This window comes from Rhizobium sp. LCM 4573, assembly GCF_001854865.1.
GTDB lineage: Bacteria > Pseudomonadota > Alphaproteobacteria > Rhizobiales > Rhizobiaceae > Neorhizobium.
Genome location: NZ_MDDW01000026.1, coordinates 141,038 through 166,515, shown reverse-complemented (window position 1 = coordinate 166,515; position 25,478 = coordinate 141,038). Strand labels below are relative to the sequence as shown.

The 25,478-nt window shown below is 60.6% G+C and carries 24 protein-coding genes; 11 read left to right on the top strand and 13 right to left on the bottom strand.

What is annotated here, in order from left to right; genetic code table 11:
- Nucleotides 1-8 precede the first annotated feature (8 nt).
- Nucleotides 9-1,613 carry an ABC transporter substrate-binding protein gene (locus tag LCM4573_RS19890; RefSeq protein WP_071008111.1) on the bottom strand — a complete coding sequence of 535 codons (1,605 nt, stop codon included), beginning with the start codon at nucleotides 1,611-1,613 and terminating at the stop codon, nucleotides 9-11.
- Nucleotides 1,614-1,912: 299 nt separating this feature from the next.
- Between LCM4573_RS19890 and LCM4573_RS19885 the strand changes: the two genes are divergently transcribed.
- On the top strand, nucleotides 1,913-2,824 hold the full coding sequence (locus LCM4573_RS19885; protein ID WP_071008110.1) for a LysR substrate-binding domain-containing protein: 912 nt from the start codon (nucleotides 1,913-1,915) through the stop codon (nucleotides 2,822-2,824).
- A gap of 6 nt (nucleotides 2,825-2,830) precedes the next feature.
- Here LCM4573_RS19885 and LCM4573_RS19880 read toward each other — a convergent pair whose 3' ends face one another.
- From LCM4573_RS19880 to LCM4573_RS19845, 8 genes are all read right to left on the bottom strand, one after another.
- Nucleotides 2,831-3,877 (bottom strand): sn-glycerol-3-phosphate import ATP-binding protein UgpC, encoded by a 1,047-nt coding sequence (locus LCM4573_RS19880; protein WP_071008109.1) that lies wholly within the window; start codon nucleotides 3,875-3,877, stop codon nucleotides 2,831-2,833.
- On the bottom strand, nucleotides 3,877-4,725 hold the full coding sequence (gene ugpE / locus LCM4573_RS19875) for a sn-glycerol-3-phosphate ABC transporter permease UgpE (RefSeq protein WP_071008108.1): 849 nt from the start codon (nucleotides 4,723-4,725) through the stop codon (nucleotides 3,877-3,879). The genes LCM4573_RS19880 and ugpE overlap by 1 nt, the downstream gene beginning before the upstream one ends.
- A gap of 6 nt (nucleotides 4,726-4,731) precedes the next feature.
- The gene (gene ugpA, locus LCM4573_RS19870; RefSeq protein WP_071008107.1) at nucleotides 4,732-5,613 is read right to left on the bottom strand and encodes a sn-glycerol-3-phosphate ABC transporter permease UgpA; all 882 of its coding nucleotides are present in this window, start codon (nucleotides 5,611-5,613) and stop codon (nucleotides 4,732-4,734) included.
- A gap of 63 nt (nucleotides 5,614-5,676) precedes the next feature.
- Nucleotides 5,677-6,981 (bottom strand): sn-glycerol-3-phosphate ABC transporter substrate-binding protein UgpB, encoded by a 1,305-nt coding sequence (ugpB, locus tag LCM4573_RS19865; protein WP_116285662.1) that lies wholly within the window; start codon nucleotides 6,979-6,981, stop codon nucleotides 5,677-5,679.
- 80 nt (nucleotides 6,982-7,061) lie between these two features.
- Nucleotides 7,062-7,883, bottom strand: coding sequence for an inositol monophosphatase family protein (locus tag LCM4573_RS19860; protein ID WP_083347544.1), 822 nt, complete (start codon nucleotides 7,881-7,883; stop codon nucleotides 7,062-7,064).
- A gap of 4 nt (nucleotides 7,884-7,887) precedes the next feature.
- Entirely contained in the window at nucleotides 7,888-8,946 is a 1,059-nt protein-coding gene (locus LCM4573_RS19855; protein WP_071008105.1) for an ABC transporter ATP-binding protein, read from the bottom strand.
- Nucleotides 8,943-11,174 (bottom strand): iron ABC transporter permease, encoded by a 2,232-nt coding sequence (locus tag LCM4573_RS19850; protein ID WP_071008513.1) that lies wholly within the window; start codon nucleotides 11,172-11,174, stop codon nucleotides 8,943-8,945. The genes LCM4573_RS19855 and LCM4573_RS19850 overlap by 4 nt, the downstream gene beginning before the upstream one ends.
- 84 nt (nucleotides 11,175-11,258) lie before the next feature.
- Entirely contained in the window at nucleotides 11,259-12,287 is a 1,029-nt protein-coding gene (locus LCM4573_RS19845; RefSeq protein WP_071008104.1) for an ABC transporter substrate-binding protein, read from the bottom strand.
- Nucleotides 12,288-12,478: 191 nt separating this feature from the next.
- Here LCM4573_RS19845 and LCM4573_RS19840 point away from each other — a divergent pair, with 191 nt between their 5' ends.
- On the top strand, nucleotides 12,479-13,480 hold the full coding sequence (locus tag LCM4573_RS19840; protein ID WP_071008103.1) for a substrate-binding domain-containing protein: 1,002 nt from the start codon (nucleotides 12,479-12,481) through the stop codon (nucleotides 13,478-13,480).
- On the opposite strand, the gene LCM4573_RS28885 is transcribed toward LCM4573_RS19840, so the two are convergent.
- From LCM4573_RS28885 to LCM4573_RS19835, 3 genes are all read right to left on the bottom strand, one after another.
- Entirely contained in the window at nucleotides 13,477-13,626 is a 150-nt protein-coding gene (locus LCM4573_RS28885) for a DUF4172 domain-containing protein (RefSeq protein WP_338012597.1), read from the bottom strand. The two genes, LCM4573_RS19840 and LCM4573_RS28885, sit on opposite strands and share 4 nt — an antisense overlap.
- 241 nt (nucleotides 13,627-13,867) lie before the next feature.
- Nucleotides 13,868-14,002, bottom strand: coding sequence for a hypothetical protein (locus tag LCM4573_RS28815; RefSeq protein WP_274534864.1), 135 nt, complete (start codon nucleotides 14,000-14,002; stop codon nucleotides 13,868-13,870).
- Between the two features lie 21 nt (nucleotides 14,003-14,023).
- A complete protein-coding gene (locus tag LCM4573_RS19835) occupies nucleotides 14,024-14,692 on the bottom strand; it encodes a GntR family transcriptional regulator (protein ID WP_071008102.1) in 669 nt (222 codons plus the stop codon).
- A gap of 91 nt (nucleotides 14,693-14,783) precedes the next feature.
- Here LCM4573_RS19835 and LCM4573_RS19830 point away from each other — a divergent pair, with 91 nt between their 5' ends.
- From LCM4573_RS19830 to LCM4573_RS19810, 5 genes are all read left to right on the top strand, one after another.
- A complete protein-coding gene (locus LCM4573_RS19830; protein WP_071008101.1) occupies nucleotides 14,784-15,401 on the top strand; it encodes a TRAP transporter small permease in 618 nt (205 codons plus the stop codon).
- Nucleotides 15,401-16,672 carry a TRAP transporter large permease gene (locus tag LCM4573_RS19825; protein ID WP_071008100.1) on the top strand — a complete coding sequence of 424 codons (1,272 nt, stop codon included), beginning with the start codon at nucleotides 15,401-15,403 and terminating at the stop codon, nucleotides 16,670-16,672. The genes LCM4573_RS19830 and LCM4573_RS19825 overlap by 1 nt, the downstream gene beginning before the upstream one ends.
- Nucleotides 16,673-16,698: 26 nt before the next feature.
- The gene (locus LCM4573_RS19820; RefSeq protein ID WP_071008099.1) at nucleotides 16,699-17,688 is read left to right on the top strand and encodes a TRAP transporter substrate-binding protein; all 990 of its coding nucleotides are present in this window, start codon (nucleotides 16,699-16,701) and stop codon (nucleotides 17,686-17,688) included.
- 60 nt (nucleotides 17,689-17,748) lie between these two features.
- Nucleotides 17,749-18,660 (top strand): dihydrodipicolinate synthase family protein, encoded by a 912-nt coding sequence (locus tag LCM4573_RS19815; protein ID WP_071008098.1) that lies wholly within the window; start codon nucleotides 17,749-17,751, stop codon nucleotides 18,658-18,660.
- A 198-nt stretch (nucleotides 18,661-18,858) separates the two neighbouring features.
- A complete protein-coding gene (locus LCM4573_RS19810) occupies nucleotides 18,859-20,109 on the top strand; it encodes a hypothetical protein (protein WP_071008097.1) in 1,251 nt (416 codons plus the stop codon).
- A gap of 24 nt (nucleotides 20,110-20,133) precedes the next feature.
- Here LCM4573_RS19810 and LCM4573_RS19805 read toward each other — a convergent pair whose 3' ends face one another.
- On the bottom strand, nucleotides 20,134-21,069 hold the full coding sequence (locus tag LCM4573_RS19805; protein WP_071008096.1) for an AraC family transcriptional regulator: 936 nt from the start codon (nucleotides 21,067-21,069) through the stop codon (nucleotides 20,134-20,136).
- Nucleotides 21,070-21,280: 211 nt separating this feature from the next.
- On the opposite strand from LCM4573_RS19805, the gene LCM4573_RS19800 reads away from it, so the two are divergent.
- Genes LCM4573_RS19800 through LCM4573_RS19785 form a run of 4 tightly spaced genes read left to right on the top strand, consistent with a single transcriptional unit; the run spans nucleotide 21,281 to nucleotide 25,463 of the window.
- Nucleotides 21,281-22,162 (top strand): carbohydrate ABC transporter permease, encoded by an 882-nt coding sequence (locus LCM4573_RS19800; RefSeq protein ID WP_071008095.1) that lies wholly within the window; start codon nucleotides 21,281-21,283, stop codon nucleotides 22,160-22,162.
- 3 nt (nucleotides 22,163-22,165) lie between these two features.
- A complete protein-coding gene (locus tag LCM4573_RS19795) occupies nucleotides 22,166-23,068 on the top strand; it encodes a carbohydrate ABC transporter permease (protein ID WP_071008094.1) in 903 nt (300 codons plus the stop codon).
- A 1-nt stretch (nucleotide 23,069) separates the two neighbouring features.
- Entirely contained in the window at nucleotides 23,070-24,182 is a 1,113-nt protein-coding gene (locus LCM4573_RS19790; protein WP_071008093.1) for an ABC transporter ATP-binding protein, read from the top strand.
- A gap of 18 nt (nucleotides 24,183-24,200) precedes the next feature.
- Nucleotides 24,201-25,463 (top strand): ABC transporter substrate-binding protein, encoded by a 1,263-nt coding sequence (locus tag LCM4573_RS19785; RefSeq protein WP_071008092.1) that lies wholly within the window; start codon nucleotides 24,201-24,203, stop codon nucleotides 25,461-25,463.
- Nucleotides 25,464-25,478 lie beyond the last annotated feature (15 nt).

Sequence of the window (25,478 nt, the reverse complement as noted above, 5' to 3'; positions counted from 1 at the left end):
CATCCAGGTCATTCGACAGTAACGCCCGAAAGACGGCTGGTGCCGAAGATCGCCGGCACATAGCCTTTGACGTTCTTGGCGACGGCCGTGATCGTATCGGCGCCACCGAGGATCACGGCGGGTACTTCGGCATGAAGCTCTTCCTGCGCCTTCTTGTAGAGCTCGATGCGCTTGGCCTGATCAGTGACGGCGCCCGCCTCGTTCATCAGGCCGATGAATTCCGGGTCGCACCATGCGCCGATATTGGATGGACTCGGCTTGCCGGAGGAGTCGCAGGTGAAATAGTTGTTCGGAATCTGGCTCGGATCCGGGAAATCGTAGATGCCGCCGAACATGCCGACTTGCGCTTCGCCCGCCCGGGCGCGGGTGATGTATTCGCCCCATTCATAGGAGACGACTTCGGCCGTCACGCCGATCTTTGCCCAATCCGCCTGGATCATTTCGGCGGCGCGGCGGCCGTTCGGCATGTAGGGACGGGACACGGGGACGGCCCATAGCTCAGTAGAGAATCCGTCGGGAAATCCGGCTTCGGCAAGCAGCTTCTTGGCCAGTTCCGGATTGTATTCGTGGGCGCCGAGATCCTTATCATGGCCCCAGAGCGAAGGCGGAATGACCGCACCCGTCACGGTTCCCATGCCGTCATAGACGAGATCGACCAGCGGCTTCATGTTGATGGCATGCGCCAGCGCCTCACGGACTCGCTTGTCCTTGAATTTCTCCTCCCGGAAATTGAAGGTGATGAAGCCAGTCGAGGCGACCGGTGTCTGGACGAGATCGAGGTTCGGGCTTTCCTCGATCATCTGCCGATCGGCGAGATTGGGATAGAGCGCGATCTGGCATTCGCCAGCCATGGCGCGTTGCAGGCGTACCGACGCATCGGCGCTAATGGCCAGGATCACCGCATCGAGCATCGGTGTGCGGGCGGGATCATTGATCGCCGCACCCCAGGTCGCCTCGAACGGCGCAAGGCGGATGGCGGCATCCTGCTGGTAAGCTTCGAGCCGGAACGGCCCGGTGCCGATCGGCTCGCGATCGAGGAGTTCCGGCGTCCCGGCCTTGGAGAGCGCATCGGCATATTCCGCTGAGGTGATTGCCAGCGACTGGTGAGCCATGATGCCGATGAAGGGTGCAAGTGGCTTCTTCAGCGTGAAGGCCACCGTATGGTCGTCGATCTTCTCGACGGATTCCAGTGTATCGGCGAGCTTCGTGCTAAAGGTGATGAAGTTGCCGCCGTTCACCTTTGCATACGGATGATCCGGCTTCATCATCCGCTCGAAGGTGAACATCACGTCGTCGGCGTTGAAATCCCGTGTCGGCGTGAACTTTTCGCCTGACTGCCATTTCACGCCCCGGCGAAGCTTGAACGTATAGGTACGGCCGTCATCGGACACGGTCCAGCTCTCGGCAAGAGCCGGTTGGATGTCCGACGAGCCGGCCTTCACCGAGACGAGGCCGTCATAGATCTGGCCGAGCACGTAAGAGGTGGTACCGTTGCTGGTAAGCTGGGGATTGAAGACCTCCGGCGATCCTTCGATGCAGACGGAAAGAACCGCTGCCTTCGCGGGCGCCGCCGCCACGAGAGCCAGCATGCATAAGCCGAGTGTCTTCTTCATATGTCTTCGTTCCCTTTTGTTCCACCGGCCGCTTGGTGCCGCCTTGACATGATTTTGCTTCAGCCGGTCCCACTTAAGACCGCCCGCCGGACAGATGTGCCCCGCAGATGATGTGAACTGGAGACGGGCCCTTCTTCGGTGGCTTGTTCCGTTTCCGCATGTTGCCGGTCCCGTGCGAGAAACCGACATAGCTTGCATGATAAAGCGCCTCGACAATATGATTGTCAAATAGCTTGTTATCCAATCATTATAACCAGAACTCATGTTGGTTCCGGTGCATCGAAAGGCCTCACGCGACAATGAACATCAGGCAGCTCGAGGCATTTCACGCGACGATCGAGGCAGGATCGGTGACGTTGGCGGGCGAGAAGCTCGGTATATCGCAGCCCGCTGTCAGCAAGCTGTTGCGCAGCTTCTCCGAAGCGTGCGGTTTCCAGCTTTTCACACGCAGCGGCGGCCGGCTTGTGCCGACGCTGGAGGCGCGCATGCTGGCAGTCGAGGTGGAGCGCATGTTCTCCGGCACGAAGCGGATAGCACGGCTTGCGGAAGCCGTCCGCAATCGGGAATGGGGAGAGGTGACGATCGCCGCGCCGCCGGCGCTTGCCACGCGCTATCTCTCGCAGGCGCTCTCACCTTTTTTGAAGGAGCAACCGGATATCCATTTCACGCTGCAAAGCCGCACGTCTCCGCGGATCGGAGAACTCGTCGCCGCCGGCCAGATCGATATCGGGTTGAGCGTGCTGCCCTTCGATCATCCGAATGTCAGTTCGCAGGTCATCATGCGTTTCAGCATGGTGTGCATCCTGCCGGTGAGCCATCCGCTTGCCAAGCGTCAGGTGATTGAGATCGACGATCTGCGCAACGTACCCTTCATCTCGCTCGCCCGCGACGACTGCTCTCTCATGACTATCGACCGCGCCTTTCAGCTCAAGGGCGTGCAGAAGCGTAACCGCATCGAGGTGCCGCTGTCGGAGACGGCCTGCAGCCTCGTCGCCAATGGCGTTGGCATCTCCATCGTGCCGCCTTTTGTCGGCCTCGACTATGCGGAAGATCGCCTCGTGCGCAGGGCGCTTCTGCCGGAGACCTTCATGGATGTCTGGCTGCTGACGCCGAGTGGGCGGCCGCCGTCGCTCGCTTCCCAGAAACTCGTGGAGTTCATCCGCGCAGCGGTCTCGCCTTTCGATCAGCGGGTTGGCCGCAAAGCCGGTTAGAGAAGCTTACCGGCTTTGCACGCGAGTTCCGGCCCTGTCGAAAAGGTGGAAATTGCGCGGTTCCGCGGAAAGCGTGACGATCTCGCCGATCTGGATGCTCGAACGTCCGGGCACGCGGAAGACGATGGTGTGCCCATCCGGCATGCTGCCATGGACATAGCTTTCGGCGCCTACCAGTTCCACCGCTGCGACCTGCACCTCGGCGCGGAATGCGCCGGGAACGGCCGCGCCGGCAATGGTGATATCTTCCGGACGGATGCCGATGGTCGCGGTTCCCAAGGGAAGTCCTGCTTCGCCGGACCAGCCATTGCCCTCGCGAAGCTCCATCAGGTTCATCGACGGCGAGCCGATGAAGGTGGCGACGAAGGTGGTTGCGGGTTTCTCGTAAAGCTCGATCGGTGTGCCGACCTGTTCGATCCGCCCGCCGTTCAGCACCACCAGCCGGTCGGCGAGCGTCATGGCCTCCATCTGGTCGTGCGTGACGTAGATCGAGGTGGTCCCGAGCGAGCGTTGCAGCCGGCGGATTTCGACGCGCATCTGAACCCTCAGCTTGGCGTCGAGATTGGAGAGCGGTTCGTCGAACAGGAAGGCTGCCGGTTTGCGCACGATCGCCCGGCCCATGGCCACGCGCTGACGCTGCCCGCCGGAAAGCTGGCGCGGCCTGCGCTCCAGGAAGGGCTCGATCTCCAGAGCGCGTGCAGCCTCGGTGATGCGCCGATCGATCTCCTCTTTAGGTGTGTTGCGGTTCTTCAGGCCATAAGCGAGGTTCTGGCGAACCGTCATGTGCGGATAGAGCGCATAGTTCTGAAACACCATGGCGATATCGCGCTCCGCCGGCTCCAGCCCGTTGATGACCTTGCCGGAAATCAGGATCTCGCCGGAAGTGATGCTCTCGAGCCCCGCCACCATGCGAAGCAGCGTGGATTTTCCGCAGCCGGAGGGGCCGACGAGAACGATCATTTCGCCGTCCTCGATGTCGAGCGAGACGCCCTTGATGGCTTCGACCCCGCCGCCATAGACCTTGCGGACATCCTTCAGTTCAATTTCTGCCATTACTTCTCGGTCTCCACCAAACCTTTGACGAACCAGCGCTGCATCAGCACCACGACGATGACGGGAGGAATGATCGCCAGGATCGCCGTGACCATGACGTAGTTCCAGGGGGTCGAGGCGTCGGTGAAATCGACCATACGCCTCAAGCCGATGATGATCGTGTTCATCTGGGCCTGGTCGGTGACGAGCAGCGGCCAGAGATATTGGGTCCAGCCGTAGATGAACAGGATGACGAAGAGCGCCGCGATATTGGTCGTCGAGAGCGGCAGCAGGATATCCCGCATAAAGCGGAACGGACCGGCATTATCGATGCGCGCGGCCTCCACCATTTCGCCGGGGATCGTCAGGAAGAACTGGCGGAACAGGAAGGTCGCGGTCGCGGATGCCATGAGCGGTAATGTGAGGCCCGCATAGGTGTTGAGAAGCCCGAGATCGACGATCACCTTGTAAGTGGGCAGTATGCGCACTTCGACCGGCAGCATGAGCGTGATGAAGATCATCCAGAAGAAGCCCATGCGGAAGGGAAAGCGGAAGAAGACGATGGCGAAGGCGGAGAGAAACGAGATGACGATCTTGCCGATCGCGATCGCCAGCGCCACCACGAAACTGTTGAACAGCAGCCGCTCCAGGCTGACGCCGACCACCCGCTCGACACCGCCCGACATCGCCTCACGATAGTTTTCGAGGAGATGGCCGCCGGGAAGCAGTGACATCGGCGGACGGATGATCCCGATCGAGGTCGTCGTCGAGGCGATGAAAGTGTAGTAGATCGGGAAGGCCACGATGATGATGCCGATGACCAGCATCAGATGCCCGAAGAGCGTGGCAAGCGGTCGGTTTTCGATCATGTTACCTCACCCGTAATGCACGCGCCGCTCAACGAAGCGGAACTGGAAGGCCGTCAGCAGAATGACGATGACCATCAGGATGACGGACTGAGCTGCCGAGGAGCCGAGATTGAGGTTTACGAAGCCGTCGTTATAGACCTTGTAGACGAGCGTTTCGGTCGCTTTCGCCGGACCCCCGCCGGTCACGGCGTGAATGATGCCGAAAGTGTCGAAGAAGGCGTAGACGGTGTTGACTACCAGCAGGAAGAACGTGGTCGGCGCAAGCAGCGGAAAGACGATCGTCCAGAAGCGCCGGCTGCCGCGCGCGCCGTCGATTGCCGCGGCTTCAAGCAATGATTTAGGGATTGCTTGTAAACCAGCGACAAAGAACAGAAAATTGTAGCTAATCTGCTTCCAGGCAGCGGCAAGCACGACGAGCGCCATAGCCTGATTTCCGTCAAGCAGAGGGTCCCAGGCGATGCCGTTACGCCTCAGGATATAGGCAAGCGTGCCCATTGCCGGATTGAACATGAAGAGCCACAGCATGCCGGCGACAGCAGGCGCGACCGCATAGGGAATGATCATCATGGTGCGGTAGAGCCCACGCCCTCTAACGACGAGGTCGGCGGCGGTGGCCAGAAGCAGGGCAAGGGCCATGGAGATGAGCGCCGTCAACAGGCTGAAGATGACGGTGACCCGCAACGAGTGCAGGTAATTGGCATCCGTGAGGATGGCGCTGAAATTGGCGAGCCCGACGAAGGTGCTCTGCAGGCCGAAAGGGTCCTCCCGCATGGCGGATTGGTAGAGCGCCTGGCTGGCGGGCCAGAAAAAGAAGATCACGGTGAGGATGATCTGCGGCGCGACCAGCAGATAGGGCAGGATCTTGTTGGGAAAGACGACGCTCTGCATCCGGTCTCCTTCGAATGTAAGGGGAAGCCGCCCGCGGGAAAGCGCGGGCGGCCACGGATCATGTCAGTTGCCGAGCGCCTGCTGGATGGCCGCATTGCCGCGCTCGACCGCCTTGTCGAGAGCGGCCTTGGCGTCCTGCTGACCGGCGAGCATGGCTTCGTACTCTTCGTTCATGATGTCGCGGACCTGCGGCAGGTTGATGAGGCGCACGCCCTTGGAGTTCTCGGTCGGCGCCTTGCCCATCATCTGCTGGATCGGCGTTTCGCGACCGGGGTTTTTCTCGTAGAAGCCGGACTTCTTAGTCTCCTCATAGGCCGCCATGGTGACCGGCAGATAGCCGGAAACCTGGTGAAGCCGCGCCTGGATATCGGTCTGCGAGAGGAAGTTGAAGAACTCCGCGACGCCCTTGTATTCCGCGTCGCTCTTTCCGCCGAAGACCCAGAGGCTCGCCCCACCGGGGATCGTGTTCTGCGGCCGGCCTTCGCCTTCGTAATAGGGGAGCTGGCCGATGCCGTAATTGATGCCGCTCTTAACCACATCGCCGAGCCCCCCTGAGGATTCGGTCAGAATGCCGCACTCGCTCGACAGGAAGAGCTGCTTGGCCTCGGATGTGCGTCCGCCGTAGCGGAAGACGCCATCCTTGGCGAGATCGGCGATGGATTGGAAGTGCTTGACGAAGGGCTCGGAGTTGAAGGCGAGCTCGACATCGGTATCGCCGAGCCCATTTTCATGATTGGCGTAGGCGACGTTGTTCCATGCCGCGAAGTTCTCCGTCTGGATCCAGGTCAGCCAGGTGGAGGTGAAGCCGCAGGGTGCTGCACCGCTCGTCTTGATCTTGCGCGCCGCTTCGAAAACCTCCGGCCAGGTCTTCGGTGGATTGGCGGCATCAAGGCCCGCCTTCTGGAAGATATCCTTGTTGTAATAGAGGATCGGCGACGAGGAATTATAGGGGAAGGACAGCATGGTGCCGTCCGGCTTCGAGTAGTAAGCGACGATACCGGCCAGGTATTGCGATTTGTCGAAAGTGTAGCCGCCCTTTTCGAGCACATCCGCCACCGGCACGATCGCACCCTGGGCGGCCATCATGACACCGGTGCCCACGTCGAAGACCTGGATGATGTGCGGTGGCTGCTTGGCGCGGAATGCGGCGATACCTGAATTCAGCGTTTCCGGATAGGTGCCCTTGAAGACCGGTACGATCTTGTATTCGGACTGGCTCTCGTTGAATTCCTTGGAGAGCGTGTCGACCACTTCGTTGTTGGCGCCGGTCATGGCGTGCCACCATTGGATTTCCGTCACCGCCATGGCGCTGGACGCCATCAGGAGCGAGGTCGTTGCGGCGATTGCCGATGCGAGAATGACTTTCATGGACATTGTTCCTCCCTTTCCATGAACATGACCGCAGCCTTCGAGGCGGCGGTATTCCTTTGTTTTCCCCGCGGCGCCTCTCAGATGCCTGCGAGCCGCTGGAGATCGATGACCGCGCCGGGACCGGCCGCAAGCACCTTCGAGCCGGTCGTCAGCCCGTCCCCCTCCACGGGAAAGGGCAGGTGCCAACCGCCGGCTTCCTGCACGAGGCAATAGCCGGCCAAACAATCCCAGGCGTGCATATGAGGCTCATAATAGCCGACCAGCCGGCCGGCGGCGACATAGGCGAGCGTCAGCGCTCCCGATCCGATCCGGACGAAATTGCCTCCGCCTTCCAAGAGGTCCTTGACCATCTTGCCGACGACATCGGGGCGGACATGATGGTTGGCGCCGATCCCGGTCACCGCATTTCGGATGTTTTTCGAGGCGTCGAGCGTCAGCCGTTTGCCGTTCAGCGTTGCGCCGAGGCCGGATGCACCCGAGTAGAGTTCGTCATAGCAGGGCACGTAGATAACCCCGACCACCGGCCTGTTTTCATGAAGGACGGCGATCGAGACGCACCAGTTGGGCATGCCGCTGATGAAGGGGCTCGTTCCGTCGATCGGATCGACCACCCAGGTATAGCCGGAGCTGCCGTTGACCAGGCCGGTCTCTTCGCCCAGGAAACCGTCCTCGGGCAGCACGGCCGCAATCCGCGCGCGGATGAGGTTTTCGACCTCGCGATCTGCAATGGAAACAAGATCTTGCGGGTTGTTTTTCGTCTCGACTACGAGGCTTTCGCGGTTGCGAAAATATTCGAGCGCGACCCGTCCCGCCTCAATGGCGGTTTCCTGCGCTAGGCGGTGGCGTTCGGCGATATGTTCGTTTACGTCCTTGGTGGGCCGTTCGGTGATCTCAAGCATGTGCCTATTCCGTTATGATCGCGATGCCGCGGTTCCTAAGTCCGATCGCCACCTGCGTGCCGGGCGCAAGCGGTCGCTCCACGGAATGGTCGACGATGAAAAGCCTGCCGTCGTCCGTTTCCGCTTCGTATTCGATATGGTCGCCGAGATAGGCCGCATGGCTGATGCGGCCGGCAAATAGGGCGCTTTCGGCGGGTTCAAGGGTGATCGAATTGGGACGCACGGCGAGCTTGCCACGGCCGGGCCTTGCGCCGCGCGAGGGTACCTTGTGCTTCAAGCCTGCGATGCGGATCGTCGCCTCCGCGCCGTCCACGCCCACGATCTCGCAGGGCACTACATTGGCCTCGCCGATGAAGTCGGCGATGAAGGCGGAGGCCGGCGCCTCGTAGAGATCCCTCGGCCCGCCTTGCTGGGCGATGTTGCCGTCCTTCATCACGACGATGTGGTCGGAGACCGCAAGGGCCTCGTCCTGATCATGGGTGACGTAGACGGCTGTGAACTGCAGGCGTTGCTGCAGTTCACGGATTTCCGTGCGCACGCGGCGGCGCAATCGGGCGTCGAGATTGGAAAGCGGCTCGTCCAATAGAAGGACCTGCGGTTCGAGCACGAGCGCACGCGCCACGGCCACGCGCTGCTGCTGGCCGCCCGAAAGCTCGGAAGGCAGCCGCTCGCCCATGCCCGCAAGCCCGACCAGTTCCAGGCCATGCTCGGCCTTCTGCCGGGCTTGCCTGCGGCCAAGACCAGAGGATTCCAGCCCATAGGCGACGTTTTCGAGCGAGTTCATGTGCGGGAAGAGGGCATAGGATTGGAAAACCATCGAAACGTCCCGCTCATTGGCGGGTAGCATCGTCACGTCCTTGCCGCCGATGAAGATGCGGCCGGATGTCGGGTGTTCCAGGCCCGCGAGCATGCGAAGCGTGGTCGTCTTCCCGCAGCCGGACGGACCAAGCAGCGTCACCAGCGTGCCCGGTTCCACCGTCAATGAAAGATCGTGAATGGCGGTGAACGCGCCGAACATCTTGCGGACGTTCTGAAAAACGACGGAGCCGGATTTTTCGATCATGCGGCTTTCTCCTGCGTGAGGGCGGGCGCATTCGGACGAGCAAGGCCGGCCACACGGTGCTCGCGCCTCAAGCGGCGCTCGCCCACCAGAAGCTGAAAACCGGCTATGACCGCGATCATCACGACGATCAGCATGGAGGAATAGGCGATCGCAACCCCGTATTCACCGTTTTCGACCAGCCCGACGATATAGGAGGTCGCCATGTTATACTGGGCGCTGACGAGGAAGACGACCGCGCTGACCGAGGTGATGGCCCGCACGAAGGAATAGACGAGCGCTGCYGTGATAGCCGGCCTGAGCAGGGGCAGGATGACCTTCCGGATCGTCCGGAAGCTCGTCGCCTTGAGGGTCATGGAGGCTTCGTCGAGAGACCGGTCGAGCTGGCTCATCGCCGCGATCCCGCCGCGTACGCCGACCGGCATGTTGCGGAAGACGAAGCAGGCCACGAGGATGAGCGCGGTGCCGGTCATTTCGAGCGGCGGCAGATTGAAGGCCATGATATAGCTGATACCGATGACCGTTCCGGGAACGGCGAAACTCATCATCAGCGCGAATTCGAAAAGCTCACGGCCGGCGAAGCGCTGCCGAACGATGATATAGGCCGTCGCAAGTCCGACTGCCGCGGTCAGCGGCGCGGCGATCAGCGCGATCTTCATCGTGGTCCAGAAGGAATTCCAGGCGACACCTGTCCAGGCGATGCCACCATCGCGCATCGTCACCGAGAAGGCGCGGGCGTAATGATCGAAGGTGAGCRTGTTGTCGAGGCCCCAGGTCTTTACGAAGCCGCCGACCAGGATCATGCCGTAGACCACCAGCGTGAAGATCATCCAGGGGATCACTACCGCATGAACTGCGACGGAGAGCGGGCGAGGCAGCGCAATGTTCGCGCCGCTGTCGCCTTTTCCGGTGACGGTGGCAAAGTTCTTGCCCGCCAGCCAGAGCCTCTGCGCCAGGAAGGCCGAGAGCGTGAACGCAAGCAGGATCATGGCAAGCACGGCGGCCCGTGCAGGATCGTTCTGGGAGCCGACGACGGCGAAGAATATCTCGGTGGAGAGCACACCATGGCTGCCGCCGAGCACGAGCGGATTGCCGAAATCAGCCATGCTCTCGATGAAGCCGATCAGGAAGGCATTGGCCAGCCCAGGTTTCATCAAGGGCAGGGAAACGCGCCAGAAGGTGCGCCAGCGGTTCGCCCTCAGCGTCTGTGAGGCTTCCTCCATCGATGGACTGACACCTTCCACCACGCCGATCAGGACCAGGAAGGAAATTGGTGTGAAGGAAAGCACCTGGGCGATCCAGATGCCGGTCAGCCCATAGAGCCAGCGGCTGGGTTCGATGCCGAAGAGGCTGGAAAGTCCCTGGGTGACGACACCTGCGCGGCCGAACAGCAGCGTCAGCGCAAGGCCGATGACGAAGGGCGGCGTGATGATCGGCAGGATGGTCAGCAGACGGAGGCCCTTCTTGAAGGGAAAGCACGTGCGGGTAGCGACGAGCGCGAAAGCAAGGCCGAGCAGGGTGGAGGCCGACGCCGTCATGATCGCCAGCCAGAGCGTGCGCCATGCAACGCCGCAACGCGCCCCGCCGGCAAGGCAATCGAGGCTCCAGATCGACGGATCGAGGAAATTACGGGTGAAGCCCGAGAAGTTCACTGAGCCGTCGAAATCCTGGAAGGCGCCGATGAACATGCTGGCGATCGGATAGAAGACGAACACGGTGACGAGGAAGATCAGAAGCGAGATGGTCGCGGTGACGAAAGCATCGCCCTTCATGACACCGCGTTCTGCGAGGCCGAAGGACAGGATCAGCACGAATATCACTGCCAGGAGGACGGCGCCGGCTCCCATGGAAGGCTGGCCATCCCTCAAAGGTCCGAAGATCGCCTCGCTGATGCTCCAGGTCCAGCCCGCAAGACCGATCGCAAGGCCCTGAAGGGCAAGAAAGCCGATGCCGATCGCGCCGGCTGAGACGAGCAGCCTGCTGCGCCGTTCGGGATCGGCCACGAAACGCGCCAGCGCTGCAAGCATGAGTGCGAAGACGGCTGCAAGCAGCCACCAGCGGCCGTGCCCGAAGATTTGCACCACCGCCGGGGCCGAGGCGGCGTCGGTCAGGAAGTCCGCAATCCAGGAAAAGGAGAAAAAGCCCCGTTCTATCCGATACCACGGCAGCAGGATCATCGCCGCGGCACCGAATGCCAAAGCGAGATCGAGTCTGCGATTGCGATTGGACATGGCGGCCGCGACCTCGTCGGAGCTGAACTGCATCAGGTTTACCGGGCCCCTCTGTGGAGGGACCCGGCACTTACGCCCCCCTCGTTAATTGGCATTAGCCCCGATTTCGCTATCCCAACGCTCGAGCAGTCTCTTGCGGGTGTCGGGATCGCCATAGGTCGCGAAATCGTAGTCGATCAGCTTGATCTCTTCGAACTTGGGGGCTTCCTTGGGCACTTCGGCGCTCTTGTTGGAGGGAAGCTGGAAGGATTTCGCCTCCTTCATGTGCGACTGTACATCGGCTCTGAGCGCCCAGTCGTACCACTTCTTTGCATTTTCCAGGTTGCGTGCGCCCTTGACGATCGACATGGAGCCGATCTCGTAACCGGTGCCTTCGCATGGCGCCACGGACTTGACCGGGAAGCCCTCGACCGTCTGTGCGACGGCATCATGCATGAAGACCACGCCGATAGCCGTTTCGCCGCGCGCGGCGGCCTTCACCGGCGCGGAGCCCGATTTCGTATATTGGGAAATATTGGCGTTCAGCTTCTTCAGGTAGTCGAAGGCCTGGTCCTCGCCCATGATCTGCACGAGCGTGGCGAGCGCAGTATAGGCCGTTCCCGAGGAATTCGGATTGGCCATCTGGATCTCGYCCTTGTAGGAGGGATCGAGCAGATCGGCCCAGCATTTCGGTTCCTTGAGGTTCTTGGACTTGAAGAGTTCGGTATTGTAGCCCCAGCCGAGCGCACCGGCATAGACGCCGACCGTCCGATAGGCCGAGCTTTCGGCCTGCTTCTTCGCCCAGTCCTGAAGCTCGTCGAGGAGGGGCGATTTGTATTCCTGCGTCAGGCCTTCGGAAGCGGCCTGCAGATGCGGATCGCCCGTCCCGGCCCACCAGATATCGGTTTTGGGATTGCGCGCCTCGGCGCGGACTTTCGCATAGGTTTCACCGGAGGACAGGCGCACCATGTTGACCTGGATTCCGGTTTCCTTCTGGAACATGCCCTGCATCAGCTCGCAGATTACCACGTCGGCGGAACAGATGAGGTTGAGCTCTTCGGCGGCCCGAGCTGCCGGTGCATTCGAGGTCAGGCCAACCGCCAACGCGGCCCCTGCCAGTATAGCCAGGCGCATGATGATCCTCCCATATGTGGTGACGCCTCCACATCACCCGCTTTTTGCAAGCGTGTGCAATGGTTCCACGCGAGCGAGGTTATTGTCAATAATAATTTTCTGAAGAATTTCGGAAATCAAGCGATCGACTGTCATCAATTTATTGCACTCGTTTGCAAAAAGATGCATGAACCGGATCGGGGAGGAAGCCCATGAGCCGCAAGGTCTTCGTCAGCGCCAAGGAGGTAGCCGATCGGGCAGGCGTCTCCCGGTCGGCAGTCTCGCGTACTTTCACGCCCGGCGCCAGTGTCTCGGAAGAGACCCGGCGACGCGTGGTCGAAGCGGCCGAAGCGCTCGGCYATCATGTCAACCATCTCGCCCGCGGGCTTATGCGGAACGAGAGCGGTATCGTCTGTCTCATTGTCTCCGAACTCGACACGCCCTATCGGGCGCGCCTTCTCAAAGCGTTGACGCAACAATTGCAGAGTGTCGCCAAGATCGCCATGGTAATCAATACCGATCGGTCCGATGACAGCGTCGATCTCGCACTCAGGCAGGCGATCCGATATCGCGCGGATGCCTCCATCATTCTTTCGGGCATGCCGGACAAATCGATCACCGATCTGTGCCTGAAGAACGGACAGCGGCTGGTATTGATCAATCGCGACGAAGATCGCGAGGGCCCGCTGCTCATCAACCTGAACGACCGAGAAGCGGCTCGGCGCGCCTTCATTGCCCTGCAGCGGGCGGGTTGCCGCACCTTCGCATTCGCGAACTCTGCGGCGATGACGCCCAGCCTTATGGCGCGCGAGGAGGGGTTTCGTGAAGCCGGGCGGACGCATGATGTTGAAGTGGTGGTGGAACGTTACGGCCCAACTTCCTACAGGAGCGGCACAATCTTGGCACAGCGTCTGCTGACGCGCGAGACGCGGCCGGATGCGATCTTCTGCGCCAGCGATCTTCTGGCCTGCGGGCTGATGGATGCCGCGAGACATCAGTTCAATCTCGCCATCCCTGCGGAGCTTTGCGTGATCGGCTTCGACGACATAGAGCAGGCTTCCTGGTCGTCCTACAATCTCACCACATTCGCGCAGCCGGTGGAGCGCATCGCCGCCGAAGCGGTGGGCTGGCTTGCGCAGCCTTCCAAGGCGGGGGAGAATTTGCAGAAGATCGAAGCGGAGCTGATCTGGCGCGGATCGGTGCGGGGCGGTTAGGGGGGCTGCGAACGCTCATCACCTGTGATCAATCGGTCGAGCATCTCGCCCTCGATTTGGGACGTTTTTACCGCCTCTTCGCTAAAAAGCTCGATGCGCAGCAGATCGCATTCATTATCGCTGACATGCCGGACAGCGCCGATCACTTCCCCCGATATCGGTTCTCAAAGTGTCCCAACACGGCCGTATTATAGCTGAATCGCGGCCAACTTTCCCGTGTCCAGTTCCAAGCCATGAGTGATAGATCGCGTTTGTATAACTCAATATACGGACAATTATGAGCTATACCAACATAATCCTATCGCTCAAGACGTCATTCTTCCTCCGCTCCAATCGATCTAAAGGATACGCGGAGAGCTAGGCTCCCCGCGTATCCTGCTCGGGAGGTTACTTGGTCGCGAGTGCCTCGTTGATCTTGGCAACGTCCGCTTCGAGGTTCTTGCAGGTGTCCTCAAGGCTGAGTTCTCCGACGATCAGCTGGCTCATGCGCTGCACGATCTGCTGGCTGACAACAGCGGACATGGCAACGTCTACCAAACGATCCTAGGATTGTTTGCCGGAGCCCTCCAGCACGGCGATGAGGTCCTCGCGAACTGCCGAGATATGATCGGCCAGAAGCCGTGYGGCTCGCTCGAAATCGCGGGATCGGCAAAGCCCTATCARCTCAGCATGCTCTTTCATCGCGCGCGCCATGGCCGCTTCGCTCGATAACTGCACGCGGGTGTAGCGATCGCTAGTCTGCAGCAGCGAAGCGACGATCTGCTGCGTGCGCGGCATGTTTGCCCGATGATACATCGCCATGTGAAGCTCGGCGTTGAGCCTGCCRTATTCGTCGATCTGGCCGGCGGCTATTGYCCTCACATAGGTCGTCTGTTTCTCGTCGAGGCGATCGAAATCTTCCTGGATGAGTTTCGGAGCCGAAGCCAGGAACAGGCGCGGCTCCAGCAATATACGCAAATCGAAGACGTCGTCGATCTCTTCCCGCGACAGTTGCGAAACGATCGCGCCCTTCTGCGGCAGGATCTTCACCAAACCTTCGGCCTCGAGCTGAAACAGCACCTCCCTGATCGGGATGCGGCTCACCCCATAGGCCTCGGCAAGAGCATCCTGCCGCAATTGGCTGCCCGCCGCATAGCGGCCCGAGAGGATGGCCTGCCGGATCTCGTTGATGAGCGCACCGGAAAGGGTGCGGTGCTTGAGAGGTGGTGTCATGACGTTCCCCGCTACACGAAATTGGTAAAAAAGCCAGTTGACTCATCAAATGTATAAAATCTACATTATACCAAAAATAAAGGGAACAGGAATGTCAGATCAGCTCTCACCGCCGGGGACGGCGGCTTGGCCCGTCCGTGCGATCATCGCCCTTTCGGAAGTCGTTCTTGCCTGTGAGAAGGTGCTTGTCGGCGCTCTGATGGCCCTGCTTCTCGCTCTCATCCTGCTGAACGTGGTGACCCGTTATTCCGGTACGCCGCTCTACTGGGTTGATGAGGCGGCCGTTTACGCGATGGTGTGGCTCTCCTTCATCGGCGCGTCCGCCTTGACGCGGCTCAGGCTCGACTTTTCCGTAACGCTTCTCAGCGACAAGCTTTCGGCGGTGAATGCGCGCCGTCTTCAGGCGATCGCCAGTCTGTTCGGCACAGCCTTCGCCGTGGCGCTCGCGGTGATGTGCTGGAACTGGATGGACCCTCTCGGCATCGCCGCAGCCGGCTTCGATGCCAAGGCCTATGCGGGGCAGAGCTTCAACTTCCTCTATACCGAGCATACGCAGACGCTCGGCTGGCCCACCTGGGTCGTCAGCCTGGTGCTCCCGCTCTTTGCGATCAGCATGGCAATTCACACGTTTGCCAATCTCGCCGAGGACGCGGGGTTCTCCCCGCGCCGCAGACGTCCGGACTTTTCCAACGCGGAGAGCGTGAACTGATGGTGACCTCTGCCGCCTTTCTCGTCCTGATGCTGGTCGGCGTGCCCATCGGGCTCTGCCTTTGCCTTGCCAGCATGGTCTACATCTTTGCCAGCGGTAACATGCTGCTCTTCCAAAGCCTGCCGGTCCAGCTCTTCGGCGGCGTCGACAATTACGGGCTGATCGCCATCCCACTCTTCGTTCTGATCGGCGAGGTGATGAATGGCGGCGGCATCACGAAGCGGATCATCGACATGACCATGGCTTTCCTCGGGGCCATGCGCGGCGGGCTTGCCTATGTGAACCTGTTCGCAAACATGTTCGTTGCCTCCATTCTGGGTTCGGCTACCGCGCAGGTCGCCATCATGGCGCAGATGATGGTGCCGGAAATGGAGAAGAAGGGTTACGACAAGACCTTCTCGGCGGGTCTGACGGCCTATGCCGGCATGCTTGGGCCGATTATCCCGCCTTCCATCATGTTCGTCGTCTATAGCGTGCTGGCGCAGGTGCCGGTGGGCGACATGCTGGCGGCCGGCATGCTGCCCGGCATTCTTCTGACGATCATCTTCTGCATCGTCATCGCGCTGATGGGCTTCGTCTACAACTATCCGCGGGGCGAACGCATGACGCTCGGGCAACGGCTCCGTGTCATTGCCGATGCGCTGCCGACACTCCTCATCCCGCTCATCATCGTCGGCTCGATCATGGCCGGCATCGCCAATCCGACCGAGGCGGCGGCCGTCGGGGTGATCGCAGCCGTGCTGGTGGGGCGCTACTGGATCGGCGAACTCAGCTTCGCGCAGCTTCCCAAAATGCTGCTGCGCGCTGGCATCTACTCAGCTGTCGTCCTGTTTCTGGTTGCCGCCGCCGCCGTCTTCTCATGGGTGTTGGTCTACGGCATGGTGCCCCAGCAGGTGGCCGCCTGGGTCCAGACCATCGCGTCGGATCCGATCACCTTCATGCTGCTCGTCAACGTCATTCTGCTGGTCATCGGCACGGTCATCGATGGCGCGCCGGGGCTCATCATGACGGTGCCGATTCTTCTGCCCATCGCCACCGAGGTCTATGGCATCGATCCTGTCCATTTCGGGGTGGTGGCCGTGGTCAACCTCGTGCTCGGCTTTCTTTCGCCACCGGTCGGTCTCTGTTTCTTCGTAGCGTCCGCCGTGACAGGAGCAAAGCCGGGCAAGATGTTCATCGTCACGCTGCCGTTCTTCTTCGCGGCCTGCGTGCTTCTCGTCCTGCTTTCGATCTTCCCGATCCTGTCCACCTTCTTCTTGAATCAGTCGTAAAAATAAAGCTCCAGAGGAACAAAGCCATGACGATTACCCGCAGACAGTTCATCCATACAGCGGCCCTCGGCGCAGCCGCGCTTTCCGTGCCCACCGTCCTTCGTGCCCAGGAAGCGAAGACGCTTCGGCTCGGCATCACCACGCCGCCCGGTCATCCCTGGAACAACGCCGCGTTGAAGGTCGGCGAGATGCTGAAGGCCGAGACCAAGGGACGTCTCGATATCGCGGTCTTTCCCGCCAACCAGCTCGGTACGGAAGCAGCGATGCTGCAGCAGATGCAGGCAGGCTCGCTCGATCTCGGCTGGATCATGACCGCCGAGCTCGGCTCGCGTATCCCCGCCGTCGCCGCGATCAACGCGCCCTGGGTGGTGGATTCCACGGCCAAAGTGGCGAAGCTCGTGCGCGAACCTGTCGCCATGGGCCTGCTCGACGTCCTGCCTGCCGAGACAGGCACGATCGGTCTTGCCTGGGGTATCACCACGATGCGCGTCGTCTTCACGGCCAAGGAGATTGGCGGTCTCGAAGACCTGAACGGCATGAAGCTCCGGATCAACACGACGCCCGCCTACCGCGACTTCTACCAGCTTCTCGGAGCTGCCCCGACGCCGATCCCGACCCCTGCCGTCTTCGATGCCATGTCGAACGGCCAGGTGGACGGCCTGGAGGCGGATCTCGACTTCTCCTGGAACCAGCGCTTCGACAAGGTTTCGAAGACCATGCTGAAGATGAACGCGATCTTCATGCCCTGCGTGGCGCTCGCGTCCGGCCGTGTCTGGCAGGGCGTGCCCGCTGCCGACCGCGAACTGATTGCCCGCCTTACCAAGGCCGCTCTCGACGAGCAGATTGATGCGACCGTCGCAAACGAAGGCAAGTTGCTTGAGGAGTTCGGCAAGGCAATCGACATCAAGGAGGTCCAGGTGACCGATGCCGGCAAGATTATCGCCGAATACGACAAGATCTGGCTGCCCAAGGCCCCCGTGCTCGCCGAGCTGCGCAAGGTTGGGGCAACGCTTTGACAAATCGGCGCTGTCCGGCCGACCGGACCGCGCATCATCTGAACGAAAAGGAGTTTCGAAATGACCACCGGCTGGCGCGGCGTGTTTCCCGCCGTCACGACGCAGTTCAACGAAGACATGTCCGTTGATCTCAAATCCACTCAGCGTGTCCAGGATGCGCTCGTCAACGATGGGGTGACCGGCCTGATCGTGATGGGCACTTGCGGCGAGAACAATTCGCTTGATCCGGAGGAGAAGCGCACGATCCTGAAGGCCGCCGTCGAGGTGGTCAACGGCCGCGTGCCGGTCGTCACCGGCGTGTCGGAACTCGATACGCGCCGCGCCGTCGCCTATGCCCGGGATGCCGAGAAGCTCGGTGCTGACGGCCTCATGGTACTGCCCGCCATGGTCTATGTGCCAAAGCCGGAAGAGCTCGTCGCCCATTTCAAGGCGGTCGCCGAGGCGACCTCGCTGCCGATCATGCTCTACAACAACCCACCCGCTTATCGCGTCAATATCGGCGTCGATGTCCTGAAGGCTCTCGAAGACGTCCCGAACATCAAGGCTGTGAAGGAAAGCGCGCCCGATCCGCGTCGCTTCACCGATCTCATCAACGCTTTCGGCGACCGCTTCGATATCTTCGCAGGCCTCGATGACGTGGCGCTCGAAGGGCTCCTGCTCGGTGCGAAGGGCTGGGTGTCGGGTCTTACCAGCGCCTTCCCGCAGGAATCCGTGCAACTCGTCGCTGCCGCCGAGAAAGGCGATTGGGAAGAGGCGCGCCGCATCTATCGGTGGTTCATGCCGCTTCTGCATCTCGATGCGGAGCATGATCTGGTGCAGTCGATCAAACTTGCCGAGCAGATCATGGGCCGCGGCTCCGAGCGGGTCCGCATGCCGCGCTTGCCGCTTTCCGGCGCTCGCCGCGCGGAAGTCACGGCCATGGTGGAAAAGGCGGCCGCAACCCGCCCGAGCCTCGGCAAGAAAGCAGCCTGACGATACCAGGCGGCCGGGACTACCGGCCGCCAACTGCTTCCCGGTTGGCTTGAAGACTAGCGCGGAGGATTTGGAGGAGCTTCATTCTAGGAATATTTATCGCTGCGTGGACGTTTCGCGGATGCTAGAGCGTCCAGGAGGTTGATCGACAGGTAGCGGGTTTTGCCCAAAGTCCGCTTCTCCCAGGGAAGTATCCAGATGAAGAAATCTCTTGCCGTAGCCCTGCTTGCATGCTGGACCGCCCTTTGCGGGCCAGTCCTTGCGCAGGATGAAAACGAGGTGGCCGCAACCGTGCAGGAGCATCTCGCCGGCGGTCGGCTTGGCGAAGCTGATCAGCAGCTGAGTTCGATGGTCGCCAAGACCCCCGACAATGCCGACGCGCGCTTGGGCCTTGGTTTCATTCGCACTGCACGAGCCTTCGAAACGCTCGTGCGATCGCTCTACCGCTACGGTTTCTCGCCCCGATCCGAAGGCTACGAACTGGTTTTCGGTTCCAGGATCGGCACGATCGCCTCGAACCCCAATCCGGAGCCGATCACCTATGATCAGTTTCGAGGGATACTGTCGGCTTTCATAGCGGATCTCGACGAGGCGGACAACGTTTTGGCTGCCGTTGGAGACGAGCCCGCAAAATTGAAAATCGATCTGTCGGTCATCCGTTTTGACTGGAACGGCGATGGCGTTCTCGGTTCCGAGGATCAGCTCGGCAGTGCCGTTTCTGACCATGATGAGAACGGTAATCCGCTACCGTTTGTCGTCGGGTTCGATGCGGCGGACGCCAAATGGCTTCGGGGCTACGGCAACCTGTTGAGGGCCGCTGCGAAAGCATGGCTGTCGCATGACTTTTCCGAAAGCTGGAATAGCGGTTTCGCTTTGGCGTTCCCGCGCGCGGTTTCGACAATGAACACCCAGGCGGCAACCCGCGACGACGAGACGATATTCGGCCTGCAGAACGGACAGGCGAGCGACATCGCGGATTTCATTTCGCTCATCCATACAATCCGGTGGCCGATCGTGGACAAGGTCATGTGGAACGAAGTGCGCGGCCACCTGAAGGAAGTCATCGAACTTAATCGCGAAACATGGGCATTGATCGCGAAGGAAGATGACGACGATAACGAGTGGCTGCCCGGTCCGAAGCAGAAAAACGGCGTGCTGCCCACATTGGATGTCACCGAGAAAAGGGTTGAGACCTGGCTGCAGGTTCTGTCGCAGTTCGAAACCGTTCTCGATGGCAAGCTTCTGGTTCCGCACTGGCGCTTCGATAAAGGTGTGAACGTGGCCAGGATATTCGACGATCCAAGGCCATTCGATCTTGTTCTATGGGTCACGGGTCCTGCCGCCGTGCCATATCTCGAGGATGGTTCGACGATGGCCTCGGGGGACTGGAATCAGCTGACCTCGATTTTCGGAGGCAATTTCATGAGCTACGCCTTTTACTTCAACTGACGCTAACCAGCGTGAGGAGCGTGTTCAGGCGGCGTCTCTTCCGTGCTCCCCCTCCATGCCCGTCAGGCGCAATTCCTGATCCGGTTCGTCGAAGCCGAGAAGGCCGCCATGGCGGCTTTGCCGAACCTTGTTGACATGAGCCTTCGGGCTGAGCCCCAGATTGCGCTTGAACATGCGTGAGAAATAGTAGGGGTCGGTATAACCCACTTCCGCGGCAGCCGCTGCGACCGGCATCCCGGTCTCCAGAAAGTGCATTGCCCGTTCCATCCGCTTGAATTCCTGGTATTTCCGCGGCGTCCTTCCGACGCGCTTCTGAAACGCGCGCAGGAAGTAATCGGGATTGTATGGGGAGGCCTCCACGGCCCGTAGCGCGACATTCGCATCGAGCGGATTGGCCGCGATCATCGTGGCGGCCTTCATCACGGCAAGATCAAGCGCATCTCCGCCCTCCGGCTGATAGGCGGCGCTCCCGCGCCAGCCGATGAAGGCGTCCTCAATGAAGGCGATCAGAAAATACATGAAAAGGTGATGCTGGCCGAGCGTGACGGAGGAGGGTGGGGCACCCTGACGATAGTGGCGGGCAAGCGGTTCGAGCAGGCTCCACCGGGTGAGCCTGATCTTCGGTTGCAATTCCATCTGCTCGAGCAGGTCGTGGCGGCCGTATATGTTGAGCGTGAAGTGCTGTGCTATGCCGATATAGGTCTCGGCCCCTTCGTTCCACCCCTGGAAGCGCTGCCCCCGGGTGATCAACATGGCATCGCCCGGCTCCATCACCCTCGGGTCCCCATCAATCAGGTAATGCCCCCGTCCTTCAAGACAGATCACCAAGTCCTCCACCGGGTTGGTCTTGTCGATCCGCCAGGTCTGCGAATGCTCCATGCGGATGGTCGCGCGCGTAAGAGTCAAATTCAGTGCCGAGGGGGGGATGCTCGACAGAATACCACCTTCGATTTCATCCATCTTTTTCCTCCTCTTTGTTAATTCAGTCTGCGACAAAAATGCGGTTATGTCATCACCGACACCGCAAAAGCGCGCCGAATTTCAAGGGAGGAGATCGGAGTGCGAAGGCATGAAGCGTGATGACGCCGTGTGCTTCTCCGATCCGGGAGCCTAATTTGTACGAAACCGAACCTCTATTTTTCACGTGCCGGCTCTTTCCAGGAGGCGCCGGATGAAAGGTCAGCGCTTCCTGGGGCTTGCCTATCTGGCACCCTATATCATCGGCCTCGCGGTCTTCACGGCCATGCCGTTCCTGACGTCACTGTATCTCAGCTTCACGAGCTATGATCTGATGAGCAGCCCGAAATGGTCGGGCCTTGCGAATTATGAGAGACTGTTCACGCGCGACCGGACGTTCATGAAATCTCTGAACGTCACGCTGCTCTACGTCTTCATCACCGTTCCGCTGAAGCTTGCCTTTGCCCTCTTCATTGCGGCGATCCTCAACTACAAGCTGAAATTCATCAACTTTTTCCGCACCGCCTTCTATGTGCCGTCGATCCTCGGCGGCTCGATCGCGATCGCCGTTCTTTGGCGCTATATCTTCGCCAGCGAGGGGCTTGCGAACATGGCGCTCGGTGCGGTCGGCCTTGCGCCGGTCGATTGGTTCGGTGATCCCACCAACGCGCTCTTCACCATCACGCTGTTGCGCTGCTGGCAGTTCGGCTCGGCCATGGTGATCTTCCTGGCCGCGCTGCAATCCATCGATAAGTCGCTTTACGAGGCGGCGGCGATCGATGGGGCGGGCAAGGTGCGCACCTTCATCTTCATCACCCTGCCGCTGCTGACGCCGGTGATCTTCTTCAACCTCATCATGCAGATGGTTCAGGCGTTCCAGGAGTTCAACGGTCCCTACATCATCACTCAGGGCGGTCCGTTGAAGTCCACCTATCTCCTGCCCCTCTACATTTACGATGAGGCCTTCAAGAAGTTCAACATGGGCTATGCCTCGGCGATCGCATGGGTGCTCTTCGTCATCATCATGGTCCTGACCCTGGTCGCCTTCTGGTCATCGAAGAAGTGGGTCTACTACGCCGGCGACAAGCGGAGCTGAGYCATGGCAAACAGTCAAATACTTACAGATGCACCGGTCCTCGACGATATTCAGGCCGCCCGCCGCGTGAAGATCGGTCTCATTTCCGCGACCGTCCGCTACGTGCTGCTGTTCTCCGTCGGTCTGGTGATGCTCTATCCGCTGATCTGGCTGGTTGGTGCGAGCTTCAAGACGAATTCGGAGATATTCGCCGGAGCGGGGTTCCTGCCCGAAAGCCCGACATTGGACGGCTACATCAAGGGCTGGCAGACCTCGACGCCCTATACTTTCGGGCGCTTCTTCTGGAATTCGTTCCTCATCATCCTGCCTAAGGTGATCGGAACGGCGATCTCCTGCACCATGGCGGCCTATGCCTTTGCCCGGTTTGAATTTCCGTTGAAGAAGATCTTCTTCGTTTCGGTCATCGCCATCCTGCTGCTGCCGAACGTGGTGACGCGCATTCCGCAATACATCCTCTTTCGTGACCTCGGCTGGCTCGACAGCTTCCTGCCGCTTTGGGTGCCCTCGGCGATGGCGGGCGACGCGTTCTTCGTCTTCATGCTGGTGCAGTTCCTGCGCTCGTTGCCGAGGGACATGGAGGAGGCAGCTCGCGTCGACGGCGCCAACAGCCTTCAGACGCTCGTCTATATCGTTGTGCCGATGCTTGCGCCTGCGTTGATCTCTGTCTGCCTCTTTCAGTTCATGTGGACGATGAACGACTTTCTCGGGCCGCTGATCTATCTCTCATCGGTTGATAAGTATCCGGTGAGCCTGGCGCTAAAACTCTCAATCGACACCACCGAAGCCTTCGAGTGGAACCGCATCCTGGCGATGTCGGTCCTGACGATCACCCCTGCGCTGATCGTGTTCTTCGCGGCGCAACGGTACTTTATCGAAGGCATCTCTGCGGGGGGAGTCAAAGGCTGACATGGCACGCGTTCAACTGAAAAACCTGGAAAAGGTCTACGGCAGCTTCAAGGCCGTTCACGGCATCGACCTCGATATCGAGGACGGCGAATTCATGGTCCTGGTCGGGCCCTCCGGTTGCGCGAAATCYACCACCTTGCGCATGGTCGCGGGCCTGGAAGAGATCACCGGCGGCGAAATCCAGATCGGCGACCGGCGGGTCAACGACCTGCCGCCCGGCAAGCGCTCGATCGCCATGGTCTTCCAGAATTATGCGCTTTATCCGCATATGAAGGTGCGAGGAAACCTCGCGTTCGGGCTGAAGATCGCAGGCCGCCCGCGCGCCGAGATCGATGCGGCGATCGAGCAGGTGGCGAAAATCCTGGAGATCGAGCCGCTGCTCGACCGGCTGCCGAAGCAGCTTTCAGGCGGACAGGCGCAGCGCGTGGCGCTCGGCCGTGCGCTCATCAAGAAGCCGGAAGTGTTCCTGTTCGATGAGCCGCTCTCGAACCTCGACGCGAAGCTGCGTGCTTCCATGCGCGTCAGGATCACCGATCTTCATCGGCGGCTAAAGGCCGAGGGCCTTTCATCGACGGTGATCTACGTCACCCACGACCAGATCGAGGCCATGACGATGGGCGATCGCATCTGCGTCATGCAGGCGGGCGAGATCATGCAGGTGGCCACCCCGAAGGAACTCTACAACCATCCGGCCAATCTCTTCGTGGCGGGTTTCATCGGCACGCCCGAGATGAACCTGCTGGATGGGGCGCTGGAGAACGAGGAGTTCGTGATCGGCGCCCAGCGGCTGGCACTTGGCCCCCATGTGATGAACCGTCTTTCCACGCTGCCCGGTCAGGCCGTGCTCGGCGTCCGGCCCCAACACCTTTCGCTGGTCCGTGAGGGACCGGCGCTCACGGCGCGGCTCTCCAATGCCGAGTTCATGGGCCATGAAGTCTATCTCCATGCCGATCTCGAGGGGCGCAAGCTGGTGAGCGTGGTTACCGCCGGAGAATTCGAGGCGCTTGGTGGCTCCGAGCTGATCCGCCTTCGTCCCGATCCGGCGATGCTGCACATTTTCGACAAATCCAACGGTCGCAATATTTCTCTGCTGGGAGGCAGGCTTGCGGCATAGCTGAAGAGGAGGAAGACGATGAAAACCAAACATATGCTGACGGCTCTCGCAAGCGCTGCCGTGACGACCCTTACGCTCTCCACGGCAGTTCAGGCAGCCGAACTTCGCATGGCCTGGTGGGGCGGGGAAAGCCGCCATGTTGCCACCCAAAAGGCGGTCGAGGCCTGCGGCGCCAAGCACGGCCATACGGTGAAGGGGGAATTCACCGGTTTCGATGGTTACCTTGAGAAGCTGACGACCCAGATGGCCGGCATGACCGAAGCCGATATCGTGCAGGTCAACTGGCCCTGGCTGCCGCTCTTTTCCAAGAACGGCGATGGTTTCGCCGATCTGCGGACGCTGAAAGGGCTCGATCTCGCCAACTGGACGGAAGCCGATCTTGCGGCGGGCTCGATGAACGGCGTGCTGCAGGGACTGCCTGTCTCGACCACCGGACGCGTGTTCTTCTTCAACAAGACGACCTTCGACAAGGCCGGCGTGCCTATCCCGGCCAATTGGGATGAGTTCTTCGCCACCACCAAGACGATCAAGGAAAAGCTCGGTTCCGACTATTACACATTCAACGCGGTGAAGGAGACCGCGCATCTGGTCACCATCCTCGCGGTCATGCAGGCGACCGGCAAGGACATGGTGGATCCGGCGACCAATCGTGTTGCCTGGGCGCCCGAAGAACTTGCCCAGGGCATCGATTTCCTCGGCAAGCTCGTGGAAGCGGGCGCGATCCGATCGCAGAAGGAAGAGGCCGCCGACGGCAATGTGAACCTGTTCGAAAAGCCCGCCTGGGCGGAAGGCAGGATTGCGGGTTCCTATGAATGGGATTCGACCTATTCGAAATATGCCGATCCTCTGAAGGAAGGGCAGGTTCTGGAGCCCGTGCCGATGCTGAAGCTGGCCGGCGCGGTGACGGACGGCGTCTATCGCAAGCCCTCGATGGTCTTCTCCATCTCCAAGCATTCGAAGGATCCTGAAGCTGCCGCGGAGATCCTGAACTGCCTGCTCAACGAGCCGGAAGGGATCGATGCGCTCGGCACCTCGCGCGGAATTCCCACGTCCAAGGCAGCGCTCCAGCGTCTGGGAGACAGCGACAAGCCGGAAGTGCGGGCGAACAAGATCGTCATGGCTTCGAGCGGACCGGTCGTCTCGCCCTTCAACGAGCATCCGGAAATCCGCGGTGCCTTCATCGATACGCTCGAAGAATATGCCTATGGCCAGATCGATGCGGACGGTGCTGCCGAGCAGATCATCGATACCGTGAACGACGTACTCGCCAAGTTCGACTGACGAGCCCACTTGCCT